Source organism: Paenibacillus sinopodophylli (genome assembly GCF_005930355.1).
In the GTDB taxonomy this organism is placed as follows: domain Bacteria; phylum Bacillota; class Bacilli; order Paenibacillales; family Paenibacillaceae; genus Pristimantibacillus; species Pristimantibacillus sinopodophylli.
In genome coordinates this window covers 1-15,905 of record NZ_VDBO01000014.1, presented here as the reverse complement: position 1 = coordinate 15,905, position 15,905 = coordinate 1, and the positions used below count along the sequence as shown (strand labels likewise).

9 protein-coding genes are annotated in these 15,905 nt (G+C 48.1%); 1 reads left to right on the top strand and 8 read right to left on the bottom strand.

Going from position 1 to position 15,905, the window contains the following annotated elements:
- Window positions 1-43: 43 nt before the first annotated feature.
- The 4 genes from FGT79_RS26300 to FGT79_RS26285 all read right to left on the bottom strand — a co-directional run bounded on the left by FGT79_RS26300 (window position 44) and on the right by FGT79_RS26285 (window position 9,528).
- Window positions 44-6,169 (bottom strand): S-layer homology domain-containing protein, encoded by a 6,126-nt coding sequence (locus tag FGT79_RS26300; RefSeq protein ID WP_246096650.1) that lies wholly within the window; start codon window positions 6,167-6,169, stop codon window positions 44-46.
- Window positions 6,170-6,470: 301 nt separating this feature from the next.
- Window positions 6,471-7,349 (bottom strand): UTP--glucose-1-phosphate uridylyltransferase GalU, encoded by an 879-nt coding sequence (gene galU, locus FGT79_RS26295; protein WP_138755816.1) that lies wholly within the window; start codon window positions 7,347-7,349, stop codon window positions 6,471-6,473.
- Window positions 7,350-7,468: 119 nt separating this feature from the next.
- Window positions 7,469-8,857, bottom strand: a complete 1,389-nt coding sequence (locus tag FGT79_RS26290; RefSeq protein WP_138755815.1) for a sensor histidine kinase — start codon at window positions 8,855-8,857, stop codon at window positions 7,469-7,471.
- Window positions 8,854-9,528, bottom strand: coding sequence for a response regulator transcription factor (locus FGT79_RS26285; RefSeq protein WP_138755814.1), 675 nt, complete (start codon window positions 9,526-9,528; stop codon window positions 8,854-8,856). The genes FGT79_RS26290 and FGT79_RS26285 overlap by 4 nt, the downstream gene beginning before the upstream one ends.
- A gap of 158 nt (window positions 9,529-9,686) precedes the next feature.
- Here FGT79_RS26285 and trxB point away from each other — a divergent pair, with 158 nt between their 5' ends.
- Complete coding sequence (gene trxB / locus FGT79_RS26280) at window positions 9,687-10,631, top strand: thioredoxin-disulfide reductase (protein ID WP_138755813.1); 945 nt, start codon at window positions 9,687-9,689, stop codon at window positions 10,629-10,631.
- 312 nt (window positions 10,632-10,943) lie between these two features.
- Here the strand turns inward: trxB and FGT79_RS26275 are convergent, their stop codons facing one another.
- The 4 genes from FGT79_RS26275 to FGT79_RS26260 are packed head-to-tail and all read right to left on the bottom strand — an operon-like array spanning window position 10,944 to window position 15,042.
- Window positions 10,944-12,053: a GerAB/ArcD/ProY family transporter gene (locus FGT79_RS26275; protein WP_171056458.1), complete on the bottom strand. Its 1,110-nt coding sequence runs from the start codon at window positions 12,051-12,053 to the stop codon at window positions 10,944-10,946.
- A gap of 20 nt (window positions 12,054-12,073) precedes the next feature.
- The gene (locus tag FGT79_RS26270; protein WP_138755811.1) at window positions 12,074-12,301 is read right to left on the bottom strand and encodes a hypothetical protein; all 228 of its coding nucleotides are present in this window, start codon (window positions 12,299-12,301) and stop codon (window positions 12,074-12,076) included.
- Between the two features lie 5 nt (window positions 12,302-12,306).
- The gene (locus tag FGT79_RS26265; protein ID WP_246096649.1) at window positions 12,307-13,506 is read right to left on the bottom strand and encodes a Ger(x)C family spore germination protein; all 1,200 of its coding nucleotides are present in this window, start codon (window positions 13,504-13,506) and stop codon (window positions 12,307-12,309) included.
- A gap of 24 nt (window positions 13,507-13,530) precedes the next feature.
- Window positions 13,531-15,042 (bottom strand): spore germination protein, encoded by a 1,512-nt coding sequence (locus FGT79_RS26260; RefSeq protein WP_138755809.1) that lies wholly within the window; start codon window positions 15,040-15,042, stop codon window positions 13,531-13,533.
- Between the last annotated feature and the right edge of the window lie 863 nt (window positions 15,043-15,905).

Sequence of the window (15,905 nt, the reverse complement as noted above, 5' to 3'; positions counted from 1 at the left end):
TCCCGGTCATCGACCAAGACAGGCTGTATTTTTATGACTACAATTATTTCACGCTATCACTAATCGTTTCCAGCCATTGCTCGCTTCCATCTGAGTTGCGCTCCGCTTTATGGGAGATCGTCGCTTCCTGTACATTGCCGAAGCCCCAGTGGCTTTGCGGCATATCCGGGAATGTTGGAGCTACGCCCAGTAATGGACCGCGATAAAGCATCTGGTTGATCATCGTGACCGCTTCAACACGTTTGATCGCGTTCTTCGGCTTGAAGCTGCCATCCGTGTAGCCAGTCAAAAACTTGCCGTTATACAAGGCTTCAATTGCATTCGCCGCCCAGTGCCCTGCAGTATCCTTGAAGTACGCCGAGGTTGGCTCACTGACTTCAAGTTTCAGGAATCGAGCCATAACAGACGCAAGCTCTCCTCTCGTCACAGCGGCATCTGGACGGAACGTTCCGTCTTCATAACCGCTGAAATACTGATGTTTGACAGCAATTTTAATATAATTCATTGCCCAATGTCCTTCACGAATATCGTTATAAGGCAATGTCGAATCGATATTTTCGTTTTCGGTCAGCCTTGCAACAATTGCCGCAAGCTCAGCCCTGGTTAATGAGCCTTCCGGCTTGAACTCCTTGTCTGGGTAGCCAAGGATATAACGGTAATGCGTAAGCTCGCCAAACCGATCAGAGAATACGTTGATTTGGACCGATGACTTGACCGTTGCGCCGTTAGCAAGAAGCTCGCCGCGAACATCATAAGTCGTATCGGCCGCTTTCATTAGCGGCCATTCGAGCGTTACTTTATAGCTTCCGCCTTGTCCGCTAGCCACATTGGCAATGTTCCATACAATCGTCTGACCAGAAACCGTTCCACCTGCCGCATTAATAACGATTGCATCTGCTGGGATGGTTACTTTGATCTCTCCTGCAGCAAGCGTGCTGCTGGACGTGTTCTTGTAATCAACCGTAATGATGGATGCAGTGCCTTCCCTGACCTTGTTTTTATCTACAGAAAGGGTTAACGCCGGACTCGCAGCCGGTGTCGACCTCGATATTGGAGTGAGCTCGAGATCATGTTTTACAATCTCCCACTCTACGGAAAGAACAGGACTTGTATAGCTCTGATAGCCATTCTTTGTTACGAGCAAATAGTAGTCCGTTTCAGGATAAACCATGTAGGCGTAGAAACCATGCTCATCACTAAGCTGCAACGGACTTGCGTTGTCGTTCGGCTCAAAGCCTACCAATACTGGTACTACTACCTTAACGTTAGGCGTAATGCCCTTGCTCTTGTTTCGAGCTGTGTCCGCATAGTGAAGCACAACCTCTGCGCCCTCAATAACCGCTTTAGTGACCGAATCGGTAATCGTACCGTATGGATCAACCAGCGATTCCGAGATATTCAATTCCCCTGATGCCGTTACACTTACCGCTGCACGGCTGAAAGTAATGGTCTTGCCTGGCTCAATCTCATACCCGATTTCCAGCTCATACTCGCCAATAGCGAGTCCGTCTGCATGGAATACGCCCTGCTCGTTCAGCTCAAACGCTTTTGGAACTCCGCCTTCCAGCACATAGCTGCCATCGGCTTTTTTGACATAAATATGCGTTTTGGCTAGCAGGTCTCCACTGAACAAAGAGGACTCACCTGATGGTTGTTTGAACAGCACGATACCCGTTACCGTCTTCTCAGAGTCGAAGTTCTCTTCTCCTGCACCCGTAACCTCACCAACCTGAGCGGTCTGATTATACGTTACCGTTGTAGGCACGCCGCCTATATCAACCGTCTGTGAAACCTCCAGAGCATAGGTTACACCGCCCTTAGGCACTACAGCGTAATAAGCTCCGCTTACATCGGTAAGCACTGTTTGATCAAAATCAACGCCAGCCGTAATAATGCCGTCGCCATCGAGATCAAGCGTTATTCTTACGCTTGCTCCAGCGACTGGCGTATTGTTATCTCCTTTGGTGATGAAGCCCTTCACTGCTGCTGGCAAGGAAGTAATGATTACTTCTTCCTGTGCCTTCAAGCCAAGTGATTTGTTGTACACATTGACCTGAATCGGGATTTGCTGCTCACTCACCCCTGTAATTTGTGGAGACTTGTAGGTCACCACAGCAATGCCCTGCTCATTCGTTACAGCAGTATTCCCGCCTACGAACTCACCTTTACCGGCAGGAGCTGTAAACACAACGGTAATGCCTGCTAATGGAGAACCGTCTTCATTCGTCAGCAGCGCCGACAGCTCTGTTGTCGATTTGCCATCGCCCAGAATTTGATCAGGATTCGCGGATAATACCAATTCAGCTTTTATCACTTCGAAGTGGTTATCCATCAATCTAGCCGCAGGTTCCGGTGATAAGTCTCTTCCCTCTCCATCAACTGCGTCAAAAGTAACCAAGTACGCCTTGCCAGCTGTGTCAGATGGAAGCAAATACGTCGTATTTACCCACTTCTTGTAGCCGTCTAGAACAAAGGTATCTGGATTGGCAAGAGTAAGCGGAACAACAATGCCGTTCACATTTGCCGTCACTCCTTCTGCAATCCATGAGCTAACAGCAGCTAATCCTAATTGCTCACCGGGAATGATACTTGCAACTGAAGGATCACCTTGAGCCTTGTCTCCTACCCAGCCGTCCAGCAGCCTGTGGATATTAATGGTTACAACGGCTGGCGTTTCGCCAGTCTGTCCGTCTTCATCCGATACATTATACGTAAAGCTGTCCTGCCCCGAGATAAAGTCCGTATTCGGTGTATAAATCCAAGTATCTCCCGAAACATCATCGTCTGCCGGTCTAATCGTACCTTTGGAAGGATTCGTCTCCAGTCCGTATACGATTCCCGTAACGCTCTCCGCGTCCGTACCTTTGAACACAATAATGATTTCTGAAGTACCTTCCGTAACGTTAATCGTTACGGTCTCCGCTATCGGCTTGCCGTTGTACGCAATATTCACCTTGGCAGGCGCTTCGGACAATTGCTTGCCGTCGCTTCCCTTCCAATCGAATGCTACCGAGCTGCCTTCAGGCAAAGAGGCCGATGGCTGGAATCTTAAGCTATCCAGATGAATTCTATCTATAATAGCCGTACTTCCTTGCTCCAAATATACGGATTGTCCAACAGATGAAGAATACCAAAGCTTCCCTGATGCATCAAACTGTGCTGGGAGCGCGATGGCAATCTCTTTGAGTGAATCGCCGTCTCCGTCTGCGTCCGTATAACGAGGCGGATTTGCAAAATCATCCGCTTCGAAAACAATAACCTGGCCAGAGAGACCTGTTTTGTTTATATCTCCAACAACTGGAGGCGTATTAATCGTTATCGTAATCTGTTTGCTGTCCTTGGCGTATTGCTTGCCATCAGAACCATTCCAACCGAACGTAACCGTTCCTGTAACACCTGGTTCTGGAATAAAGATCAGCTTAGCCAAATCACTTGCAGCAAGCTCGTAGCCAGCAGCGGTAATCTCTGTGTCTAATCCGCCACTGTCTCGAAGAACAAGCTTGCCTTTGTTTGAAGCAGGAAGCGTGACCAGCTTTACTTCGGTCAAGCTCTCACTGCCCGAATCACTATACTTAGACGTAAAGTCAGCCGCTGCGAATGGGACAGCCTCTCCCTTGAGGCTTGACTTGTTAATCGGATCAATGATTGGAGCTGCGTTCGCTGTAATGGTAACCGTTGCATCAAGAGCAGCGTATTTCACGCCATCATAGCCATTCCAATCAAAGCTCGCAATGCCAGTGAATCCACTTGAAGCTGGAACGAAAGCAAGATCACCTAGGAGCGTGACCGCAATTTCATCACCAGCCAATACCTCTGCACCATCAAGCTGCAAGAAGCCTTGTGCAGCATCCGGAAGCGTAACAATCTTCACGGTAGTCAGTCCCTCTGCATTAGAAGCACCGCTTGCCTTGGAATAATGGTTTTTGAAATCATCAGCACTGAAGCTGATCGGCTCGTATTGAAGTCCTGCTTTTGCAATATTGCCCGCAACAGGGGCATTCGTATAAGTGATGCTCACGTTTGCCGAAGCGATAGAATATTGTCCTCCGTCACGCCCGTACCAAGCAAAGACGACCGTACTGTCATCCGCCAAGTTCGCAGCGGGCACGAAACGTAAGGTGTTCAGCTCTGTTAGGCTGAGGGCAGTAAGCGTACCCGGCGCAAGCTGCTTTCCTACGCCACCAGATATGTAATTCAGCCGGCCTTTAGTCGCAAAATCCGCTGGCAGTTGAAGCCTTACCTGCGACAAAGTCTCTCCTTCCTCATCGGTAAATGCATCAGCATTTGCGAAATCGGCTGCTTTAAGCTCTACGATTGAACCAGCAATCGCTGCATAAGCAATATCACTGACGATTGGTGCGGCATTGATGCTTATATGCACCGTAGAATGGCTTTTCGCATATTGCTTGCCATCTGAGCCATTCCACTGGAATAAGACATCACCTATCGTATTGTCTTCTGGAACAAAGCGCAGCTTGCCAAGATCTGCTGTGTTAATCTCATCGCCTATAACTGCTTTTACTTCTTGGCCACTGCTGTTCGCGATCCACAGAGTTCCTAGCTCTGAATCAGGCAAAGAAACAAGTTTCACTTTGCTCAGGCTCTCCGCAGGTATGGTTGTATCTACAAAATAGCTCGTAAAATCAACAGCTGCAAACACGACCGGAATACCTTGGTTCGTTGTTTTCGCGATAGCAGCTACTATCGGTGCGGCATTTGCGGTAAGGGTCACCACAGCATCAAGTGATGCATAATTCGCGCCGTCATAGCCATTCCAATTAAACGAAGCCGTACCCGTAAAGCCAGATGCAGCAGGAACAAACTTCAAATTGCTGAGATCGTCCTTGGCAATTTCGTCCCCCACCTGAACATCCACACCCAATAGCTGCAGCTTTCCTCCGCTTGGAAGGGTAACGATCTTCACCTTCTCCAGATTCCCCGGTTGGGCTTGTCCATTCAAGCGATAATATTTACTCGTGAAATCCGATACCGCGAACGTTGTAGGATCGTATTGCGTTGCCGGCTTCGCAATATCTTTCACAACAGGATCAAACGTAGAGAAGGAATACAAATGCTGAGCTTCTCCGGCATTTGTGTTTCCCTCAGCCGCCCGACCGCCTCCTCGATCATCAAACAAGATGATATTAATCTTATATTCATTAGCAGGGTTAATCGTTGTGTTTGATATCGTAATGTCGTTCCAGTCCTTAACGACGCCACTCACAGGTGAAGTGAACAGCTGCTGTACAAGTCCAAGGTTTTTTTCAACCTCTTCCCCACCTACGTTTCTCTTCTCAATCACATTGACTTCAATGGAATAGTTTTTGTTCGGCAGCTTCGGAAGAAAGCTGGTATCGATGATAACCTTTCCGCTTTCCACCTTCACATTAGCCGATTCAATCTCACCCGTTCTTCTCGAGCCGCCATCAATGACAAGCTGTCCCCAGTCGACAGTCATCTGCCAGTTCGTGTTAGGCGTAGTACCAAGACTTCTTAAGTCCTTGTAAAAGTGATGGATCGTAACGCCCACATAGTTATCACCTAGAGCTATGCGGTCGAAATCCTCCGGTTTAAAGGTCAGAACGGATGTATTCCATATTCCGTCCTTGCCGGATAAGGTGCCCAGATAGGCAGCTTCATTGAGTTCCTTCTTATAGCCCTGTCCACCAGGCGTTATACCTGAAGCAGCTATGTTGTTCGTCCAAGCTGTTGTTGTAGGCCACGTCGTATAAGACGGGCCGAAAGCAATGTCAGCGGGGTTAGCTGAGAAATACACGCGATCCCACTCACCGTCTCCTACCATGCTTGTTGGTGTATCAAACTCATCCACGTCCAGTGCACGAATTAAAAGGTGAGCACTCTTTGTAGGAAGAGCATCTACATTGGCAATCTTAAACTCTACTGGATATTTGCTATAGTTATCGGCTGTTTGTTGATTTTGGTTTTTAATGCCGATATCCATATCCCCATCCGCTGCCGAGCCTGCGGCCCCTCCACCCCAATTGTCCGTATCTGTGAAATAGGAGCCACCAGATGGAGCAGGTGCTGCACTTACCAGTGGAAGGCTGGATAAGAAGGTACCCGTTAACAAATTGACTGCTACTAGCATTGCCACTACACGCTTCATCCAGCGTCTTCCTTGTTTGCCGTACAGCTTGTCTTGACTCATATGCTTCAAGCTCATTTCCTCCTTGGTCATCTAATTCCGTTACGCCAGCGTTTCCCGAACAGCCGCGTGATTCTCCCTCCTCTGAAAAATGACAGTCGTCGCTACATTAACAGATGGTTCTGTACATTTTCTGTACATTTTTGTCATTTTTCAAAGAATGATGTCTGATCAACGAAAAAAAGGATTTACACACCAGAATAGGTATGCAAAACCTTTTTTAATGAAAGCTATAGTTTTTAACTGTATAAGTTCAACTCACGTTTTTCGGCTAGAGTCCACCGTGTGAATGGACTTGTAAGCGCTAAGCCTCTGTTTCCTTCAGCCGTTCATACAAATATTTTCTTACATCAACGCTGAGATCCGCACGCTCCAGCGCGAAGTCGATCGTCGCCTGAACGAAGCCGAGCTTGTCCCCCACATCATGCCTGCGGCCGTCGAAGCGGTAAGCCATTAATGAAGAAAGCCGATTCAATTGCTGCAAACTGTCCGTGAGTTGAATCTCGCCTGCTTTGCCTGGCGCTGCGTGCTCCAGCAAATCGAATATCGCGGGATCGAGCACGTAACGCCCAACGACCGCATAATTGGAAGGTGCTTGCCCTCTAGCTGGCTTCTCAATAATGTCACGTACGCGTGCAACTTGTTTACCCCGTTCAATATCAACGATGCCGTATTTATGCGTTTGATCCCACGGCACTTCCATTACCGCAACGACAGAGGATTGTTCGCGTTCGTAAATATCCATCATTTGGCGAAGGCATGGCGGGTCAGACTTCAATATATCATCGCCAAGCAATACAGCGAACGGCTCGTCCGCAATAAAACGCCGTGCGCACAATACAGCATGTCCTAGCCCAAGCGGCTCCTTCTGCCTAACGTAATAAATATCGGCCAGCTGTGATATTTTCCGAACCATATCCAACATTTCCTCGTTATGCCGCGCCTCCAACTCCATTTCAAGCTCAGCGGACTTGTCAAAATGATCCTCAATCGCCCGTTTGTTGCGGCCGCTGACGATGACGATGCTTTCGATACCAGAATGAACGGCCTCTTCTACAATATATTGTATGGCAGGCTTATCGATGATCGGAAGCATTTCCTTGGGCTGCGCCTTCGTTGCAGGAAGAAATCTGGTTCCGAGTCCTCCTGCAGGTATGATAGCTTTCCTTATCCGTTTCTCCATTCGAGCTTCTCCCCCAAAACGTTGCATGAATGTTATTAGCTTCCTCCATCATACCTTCTCGGCAGAGGATTTTCCATTCCTACAATGTTTAGGCAATGCGTCGAACCTATAATCGGCTTTCACTCTGGCAATACAAGCGGAAGCCTCACAAGGAAGCTGGCTCCTTCAAGCTGCTTCGCATTCAGGTCCAGCTCTATACTCCCACCATGAATGTGGACAACAGTTTGAGCGATTGAAAGCCCTAGCCCACTGCCGCCTTGACTGCGGTTCCGCGACAGATCGCCTTTGTAGAACCGCTCGAATATACGCTCTCGTTCCTCCTCGCCAATGCCAATGCCCGTATCGGATATTCGGATAACCGCATATCCGTCCTGCTCGCTCAACACAAAATAGATTTTTCCATCCTCTGGAGTAAATTTCATACTATTAGCGAATAGGTTCATCCATACCTGATTGAGCTGATCACAATCCGCTGTAATGATCGTCTCCTCCATTAGAAGCTCAACGGTCTGCCTCTTCGCCATCCACTGCGGCTCACAGGCGAGCACCACATCACGCAGCTGGCGATCCAATCGATAGGGCTGAGGATGGAACGGATGCTGCCGTGAATCCAATGATGCCAAATTAAGCAGGTTCTCGCTTAAACGAGATAACCGCATACTTTCCTGTTTAATAATGCTAATATAGCGCTCCCGCTCCGCTTCGGTAACGTCCCCGCTGCGAAGCGCCTCAGCAAACCCGCCTATGGACGTAAGCGGCGATTGAATTTCATGAGAGACGTTCGATACAAAGTCCTGCCGCATCATCTCAAGCTGAGACAAGCTAAGCGCCATCTTGTTCATTCCCTCAGCCAGCTCTCCAAGCTCATCTACGCGTCTGACAGGAAGCCGAACGGTGAAGTCCCCCTCCGACATACGCGTTGCCGCATTCGTCATCATTTTGAGCGGCATCACTAAATATCTTGCGGCAATTAAAATCAACACGCTACCCACAGCAAGCAGCGTAGCCAGAAGCGTAGCGGCGGTCCAAATAAAATTGCTGTTCTGCGGGAAAGAATCCAGTTGTACGAATAATGCCCACTTCTCACTTCCGAACTGTACCAGCTTCCCCATTGCAGGCGGCTGCGGCGGGCTTCCTTCCTCGCGATTGAACATGCCCATGCTGACCATGCCACCTCGGAACACATTGCCGAGCTGCTCATATGTCAGCCTATTCACCATCGCCTCGCTTCGTTCGCCAGCCTGCACGAGTCGGTTCGCGCTGCTGACTGCAACGATCGACAGGCTCTGCTGATCCGAAACCTCATCCAGAAATTCCTTCATCGATGAAGGCTTGGAAACCGCGTATAGCTGCTCGATGCGGACGATCGCTTTCTCCATCTGATTGGGCAGCTGTCCTCTGGCATCGCGCTTGAACAGTTGATTCGTGAAAAGAAAAGCGACGCCAATGCTAATTAAGACGATAATGAGGAACGTAGCTGTAATGCGAACATACAGACTGCGGATCATGACCATTCCTCCAGTCTGTACCCGAGACCGCGAATCGTAACGATGCGGAAGCGGTAGGACTCTTCGGGAAAGCGGTCACGCAGCCTTTTGATATGAACATCGACCGTCCGCTCATCGCCCTCATAATCCATTCCCCAAATTTGCTCGATCAATTGATCACGCGCGAACGTTTTGCCAGGGTAGCTGGCTAGCTTGAACAACAGCTCAAATTCCTTAGGCGGCAGATTAACCTTCTCTCCGCCCGCAGTCATGTGGAAATCCGCCTGATTCATCACAACAGCTCCGAATTCCACCCGCTGAGAAGCGGTTATGCGGTATCGCTTGAGCAAGGTTTTCACTCGTGCTACCAGCTCCGGCGGATCAAACGGCTTGACCATATAATCATCTGCACCAAGCTCAAAGCCTTTCACCTTCTGCGTCGTTTCTCCCTTTGCCGTCAACATGAGCAGTGGTATATCATAGCTCTCCCGCAGAGCGGCACAAAGTGCCCATCCGTCCATCCGGGGCATCATGACATCGATAATCGCACAATCAGGACGAACCGATTCAAGCCTCTCTAACGCATCTACACCATCTATGGCTTCAACTACCTGATAACCTTCTCTTTTCAAAAAAAGGCTTACCAGCTCGCGAATATTCGGATCATCATCTACGACTACTATTTTCGGCATAACGATCGCCCTCCTGTCTTCACTCAAGCCGTCATTATAGCAAGCATACATGACCAACATGAACGTTGCATGAACGATATTGACTTTATGTTTAGATTATAATAATTTTAATGTAGTACTTATTATCTTAGGTGTTTACGAAACGGAGGAGAATATAGATGACTTACAAAACGATTATTATTGGTACCGGACCTGCAGGATTGACATCTGCCATTTATCTTGCGCGTGCAAACATGGAGCCGCTTGTTATTGAAGGGTGGCAGCCTGGCGGACAACTCACGACGACTACCGAGGTTGAGAATTTCCCTGGTTTCCCTGACGGTATTCTTGGCAGCGAGCTTATGTCCAACATGCGCAAGCAAGCTCAGCGTTTCGGCGCTACATTCAAAACCGGCTCTGTGAAAAGTGTGGACTTCAGCAAACGCCCTTACACCCTCGACGTTGAAGGAATCGGCGAATTGCAAGCGGAGTCGATCATTATCTCGACCGGAGCTTCCGCCAAATACCTTGGCATTCCTGGTGAGCAGGACAATATCGGACGCGGCGTCAGCACCTGTGCGACTTGTGACGGATTCTTCTTCCGTGGCAAAAAAATTATTGTAGTCGGCGGCGGCGACTCCGCTATGGAAGAAGCCGTATTCCTTACCCGATTCGCATCCGAGGTTAGACTCGTACACCGCCGCGACGATTTGCGCGCATCCAAAATCATGCAGGACCGCGCCCGCGCCAACGACAAAATCGTATGGAGCCTGAATCGTACACCGCTTGAAGTAGCAGCAACAGGCATGGGACTGCAAGGGTTGAAAGTACGCAATAACGAAACGGGCGAAGAAGAGCTGCTTGAGACAGACGGCGTATTCATAACAATCGGGCATACACCGAATACAAGCTTCCTCGGCGGACAAATCGACACGGACGATCAAGGGTATATTATTGTGAAACCCGGTACGTCAGAGACGAATATTCCAGGCGTATACGCATGCGGCGACGTTCAGGACCGCAATTACCGCCAAGCCATAACGGCAGCAGGCAGTGGATGTATGGCCGCTCTGGACTGCGAGCGATTCTTGGAATCACAAGCTCACGAAGCGGTAAACGTATAATTTTCTCGTCATTCAGACTGGTACAATACGTGCAAATTAGGTATAATCAACGTGTTGAGAGTTACTATAGAAAGGCGCTGCTGCCGCATCCATATGTTCGCATGATGCATCGCGGCAGCAGCGCCTGAACGTGTTATGAAAGAAGGTACAGCCTCCGCTTTAATAAGCAGAGGCCGTACCTTCTTTCGTGTTTTCATATGCCTTTCATTGACTATCTAATTAGCATCGGAAACTAGAGCCTATTCCAGACGCTCACGAACAGGAAGGTCAACTCCGACCTTGCCATTCCTTCAAGAGCTCATTCATCGTACCTCAAGAGGAGCCTAGCTGATTTCCACTTATTCTGCTTCTAATGAGGTGCATCGCATATACGAATGGTATGAGTGCGAGAAATTCTGTTATTTCCCACAACGCCCACGCAGGTCCCAAGCTGTTAAGAAAAACGACATCGCTTGAGACCACATATGCAGTCCCGAACATCGTCAAAAAAAGCGGAAGCGCCAGCACGCGATAATCACTTAATCCAAATAGAATCGTCACGCCGCGGCAAAATGCATAAATGGAGATCACGCACTTAAAATAAGTCGACAGCAAATAATTGATGACCAGAATCGCTTCCAGACGCTGCAGGAAATTGCCGATGCTTATTTTTTTGGCCATCACGTAAGTTGAATAAATTTGATGCTCCGTCATGAAAGAGCCCAGCACCAGAATAGACAGCGTGACGACAAGTACAATAGCCGCTCCTCCGTATAGGACAGGCGTAATAAACGATTTAAAGGTCATTTCCTCCTTCTCCAACAATGGAAATAGCATTAAAAAAACGGTAAGCTGGCAGAACGGGAATGCGATAACAAAAAATCCTCCCCTCATCATTTCTGCCGTGTTATGGCTAGCAAGCGGGAGTAGATTATGAGGCTCAGACTCCGGCACAAGCAATAAGAAAAGTATCGTGAAGAGCACGACAAACATCATAAAAAAAACCTGTGCTGTACGTGCAATAACCGGCAAGCCTGTACGGATCGAGATGAGAACCACTGCGGCAAATAAAAACAGTACCACTCGCATTGGCGTTTCTGTCATCATCTGTGTCGTCATGAAATCGCCTATAACACGGATCTGCGCACTGCCATTCATTAATAAATGCAACAGATAGAACGAAGACAGTACGCCACCTGCAAAGCGGCCCAACACACGGCGATTAATATCAATGAGCGTCATTCCTGGAAATTTGGTGCTGAACCCATAAATGAAGCTAGCAATGCCAAGCCCAACAACTACTCCGATAATCGCTGATATCCATGCATCCTGCTTCGAGGCACTTGCCGTGAAGGAAGGCAAGAACCACATGAGGTCGCCCACAATAAAAAAAATGAGCAATACCTTCATTTGTTTGATGTCTATCTTCTGCGATGGTTCCATCAAAGCCCTCCTCCCTCTAGCTACTGCAGCCCCAGCCATTTGAGCAGCGGCCCATAAGCTGCCTGAAGCAGCAGCATGGGACTTGGAACTTCTATAAGACGAATGTTACATATGCTAAGTGATGCTCCTGTCAGCAGCAGTAGCATGTATACAACGGCATCCTTAGCAAGCTTTTTCTTCACCAATGGCATACATTCCCGAAAGATTGCCCAAGCACACAGTAGGCTAATAAGCAGAATAGCGGACATGGCGACTACTCCTTCACATAATTAAGAAAAGAATCATTCGTCGTTCCGATCTTATGGATCTTCACTTCCACCTCATACTTCACCTCTAGCTGCTTGAATTGCTCATTCCATGTTTCTTTTTCTTTTTCCCAGACACGCGGATGTGATTCATACAATTCATGACCGAAGCCAAATATATCAAATCCATATGTCTGCTTCGCATGCTCAACCGCAGCCTTCATAATACCCTCGATTTTCAGCTCCGACTCATGTTCTAGTGCCGCAATCGTTTCAGGCTTCTTTAAATCAATTTGGCATTCGACATCCGTTATGGAAGAGACATTTTTGACCTTTAAAGTAATGATCGGCTTTCCATTTACGATATCAGCTTGAGTTTTCGTATAGTTGCGCAGCGTCTCCATACCGATGATCCCGCCGTTTGGACATTTCATATGCCCTGCGGTGCTTTTTACATTGTTCGAAATATAGTTGTAGCCCTTGCTTTGCTCCTCATTCAGCCAGCCGACAAGCTTGTCTCTGCGGAATACCCCTAGTCCAATAAAGCGAGTTTGCGCTGCAGGGTCGATTTCCTGCACGTTGCTCAGCTCCTCACCCCGCTGTGTGTTGCCTATCATCTTTACGCCAGTAAGCACAGGGCTGCGACCCTCTGTTACGAGCTGTTCGATAAGCTTCTCTATCGTTACGGTTGTAGTGGGAGCCCAGGTCTTTGCGGAAGTATCAAGTGCGTAGAACAAGTTCTCAGCGGGTATCTTTTCAAGCGATGTTAAGGTCTTGAGCACCTGCATCGCGGAGGTATTACGAGCGACCATTAAATAAAAATCGGTACGTGCCTCTGGATTTCGAGAAAACATATCGAGCACCTCGCTAATTCCATCCTTGGCCAGCGACTCCCCCAATACGAGCACACGTATATGAGCAGAATATATTTTCCTAGAGCTTGTTTCCGTCAATTTGCGGAACGCTTCGAATACAGTAGACGCGGTAGCATGGTAAAGCGTAACTGGCGAGAAACCGCTGCTGCTGGCGCGTGCCGATACTTCCCCTGGAATAACAACCTGCACAGCAACCCGGTACTGACCCCCTATCTTATCAATCGATGTGCCAAGCTGTATGGCAAGCTCATTAAGCTCACGGCGGTTCCAACAGCCTGTCGTAAGCGGAGCTATCGTCATAAGAACCAGCAATAGGAGCAAACTTTGCTTCATGAATCTCAAAGGCTTTCACCTCTTTTATTTACTTGTTTTCGACGATTTGGATTGGCGTATCATGTTGCGCTTGCCCGTTGCCTGCGGCCTCGTAAACATGTTCTTCCATGGGAATCGGAATAAGGTATCCTTCTGGTCCTTCCATTCGAAAGGCGCCAAAGATTGCATATAAGGCACGCCAAAGGATTGCAGCGTATTCAGATGCAGAACTAATAAAATAGAACCAAGCAAAATACCCAGCAAGCCGAAGGATGCAGCGAGCCCCATAAGGCCAAACCGGATCATACGCACAGAGATGGACATGTTTACTGCCGGTATCACGAAGCTGGATATCGCCGTTATCGAAACGATAATAACCATAACTGCGGAAACAATTCCTGCATCCACGGCCGCTTGACCGATGACGAGCGTACCAACGATCGACACCGCTTGCCCCACTGTTTTAGGCATTCGTACGCCCGCTTCACGTAAGATTTCGAATGTAACCTCCATAAGCAGTGCCTCGATAAAGGCGGGGAATGGTACTCCTTCCCTCTGGGCTGCCAAGTTAATGAGCAGCCCAGTCGGCAGCATCTCCTGATGGAAGGTAGTGATGGCGATGTAGATCGATGGTGCTAGCATCGTAATCAGAAAGCTGACATAACGAAGCAGCCGCAGCAGCGTGCTCACATCCGCCCGCTGATAATAATCCTCAGCAGATTGGAAAAACTGGATGAACAATGCCGGAACAAGTAAAACAAATGGAGTGCCATCGACGAGAATTGCCACCTTGCCCTCCAGCAATCCCGCTGCAATCGTGTCGGGGCGCTCCGTATTGTATACAGTCGGGAACGGTGAGTAAGAGCTCTCTTGAATGAAATCCTCGATATACCCGCTCTCGAGTATGCTGTCGATCTCAATTTGGTCTAGCCTGCGGAACACCTCGTCGACCAAGCTTTTTTCTGCGATTTCGTTCAGATACATGACGGCAACATTCGTTTGCGTGACGCTTCCGATTTGTCTTCCGATCAGCCAGAGCTGCGGGTCTTTGATTTTTCTGCGAATCAGAGCCGTATTCGTACGAATATTTTCCGTAAATGCTTCCATCGGTCCGCGAACTACACCTTGAGAGCTAGGCTCGCTTACCGGTCTATCCTTCCATCCTTCCGCAGAGATTGCCAAACATTCGGAACAATTCTCCAGCATTAGGATGGCCCCGCCTGATAAAAGGTTAGAGAATAATATATTGAATGATCCGACAACCGCAACCTCACCTGCAGCTAGAACGGTCTCCTTCACATAGTGCAGCATTTCAATTCCGGTTCGTTGTACAGCTTCTTGTTCGGATGCCGTTTCATTGGATATCAGAAATTCAAGAATCGAATGATGGATAATGGTGGAGTCTGTTAAGCCGTCCATATAGACAAGCACACCATGCAAGCCTTGGATGCCTGTCATGCTTTTAATAATCAGATCCTCGCTATTGCCAAGCCTTTCCTTAATCGTCTCGATATTCACATGCAACTGCATGGAAAGTTGCTGCGTCATAACCTGCATGTCTGCCCTCCGAGTGATGACATAATTATGTATTTTGTCCAACTGCGAATGATGTATGCGGAATATTATGGCTGGCTTGCAGCATCGCAACAAAAAGAGGAAACCGCACGTCATGTGTATTCCCTCGTTTGCTTATTTTAAGACTACAGTGATAAGGGGGTATGTAAGGTAGGCTAGATGTTTGATGTTTGATGTTTGATGTTTGATGCTTGATGCTTGATGCTTGATGTTTGATGTTTGATGTTTGATGTTTGATGCTTGTTCGTCACTGGCTTCGACTCGTCAATCGTTTTACGGCTATGTATGTCATTGGTTAAATCGTTTGGACAATGTCATGGGGTTATCGCTTATGATTTCACCTTCATTTTGCTCCATTTCTATCATTATTTTTCCGATTTTGATCATACATGGGCTGATTTCTCCAGATTTATATTTACACTTAGGCAATATTTGCATGAGGATCTTCCACGCAAGTTCCACTCATTTACTGTCTTCCACAACACCCTCCCTGCTTAACCTGCTGACCTGTTTAGACTGTTGAGTGTCTATCCTATACTTCTGCAGTAACTTCGCCCTTCTCGCACACTTTTTACCGCCTATCCTGCACATTCGCATTAGCGTCGCTCAATTGGGATCTTTAACACACCTCTTTCTGCTCATCTAAGGCAGCTATCCTACCAGAGTGCAGGATAGCTGCCAATCACGACCGTTTTTCTACCTCTATCCTGCGGACGTGCAGGATAGCTATAGATGTGTGTTGAAGTGCGCGACTAGCGACACGGTAAGTGGTTGGTTGGTTGGTTGGTTGGTTGGTTGGTTGGTTGGTTGGTTGGTTGGTTGGTTGGTTGGTTGGTTGGTTGGTT

Excerpts from the sequence above, each read along its gene's own strand:
- FGT79_RS26260 (WP_138755809.1), bottom strand. The coding sequence starts at position 15,042 with ATGCAGGTTATGACGCAGCAACTTTCCATGCAGTTGCATGTGAATATC.
- trxB (WP_138755813.1), top strand. The coding sequence starts at position 9,687 with ATGACTTACAAAACGATTATTATTGGTACCGGACCTGCAGGATTGACA.
- FGT79_RS26285 (WP_138755814.1), bottom strand. The coding sequence starts at position 9,528 with ATGCCGAAAATAGTAGTCGTAGATGATGATCCGAATATTCGCGAGCTG.
- FGT79_RS26290 (WP_138755815.1), bottom strand. The coding sequence starts at position 8,857 with ATGATCCGCAGTCTGTATGTTCGCATTACAGCTACGTTCCTCATTATC.
- galU (WP_138755816.1), bottom strand. The coding sequence starts at position 7,349 with ATGGAGAAACGGATAAGGAAAGCTATCATACCTGCAGGAGGACTCGGA.
- FGT79_RS26265 (WP_246096649.1), bottom strand. The coding sequence starts at position 13,506 with ATGAAGCAAAGTTTGCTCCTATTGCTGGTTCTTATGACGATAGCTCCG.
- FGT79_RS26270 (WP_138755811.1), bottom strand. The coding sequence starts at position 12,301 with ATGTCCGCTATTCTGCTTATTAGCCTACTGTGTGCTTGGGCAATCTTT.
- FGT79_RS26275 (WP_171056458.1), bottom strand. The coding sequence starts at position 12,053 with ATGGAACCATCGCAGAAGATAGACATCAAACAAATGAAGGTATTGCTC.
- FGT79_RS26300 (WP_246096650.1), bottom strand. The coding sequence starts at position 6,169 with ATGAGTCAAGACAAGCTGTACGGCAAACAAGGAAGACGCTGGATGAAG.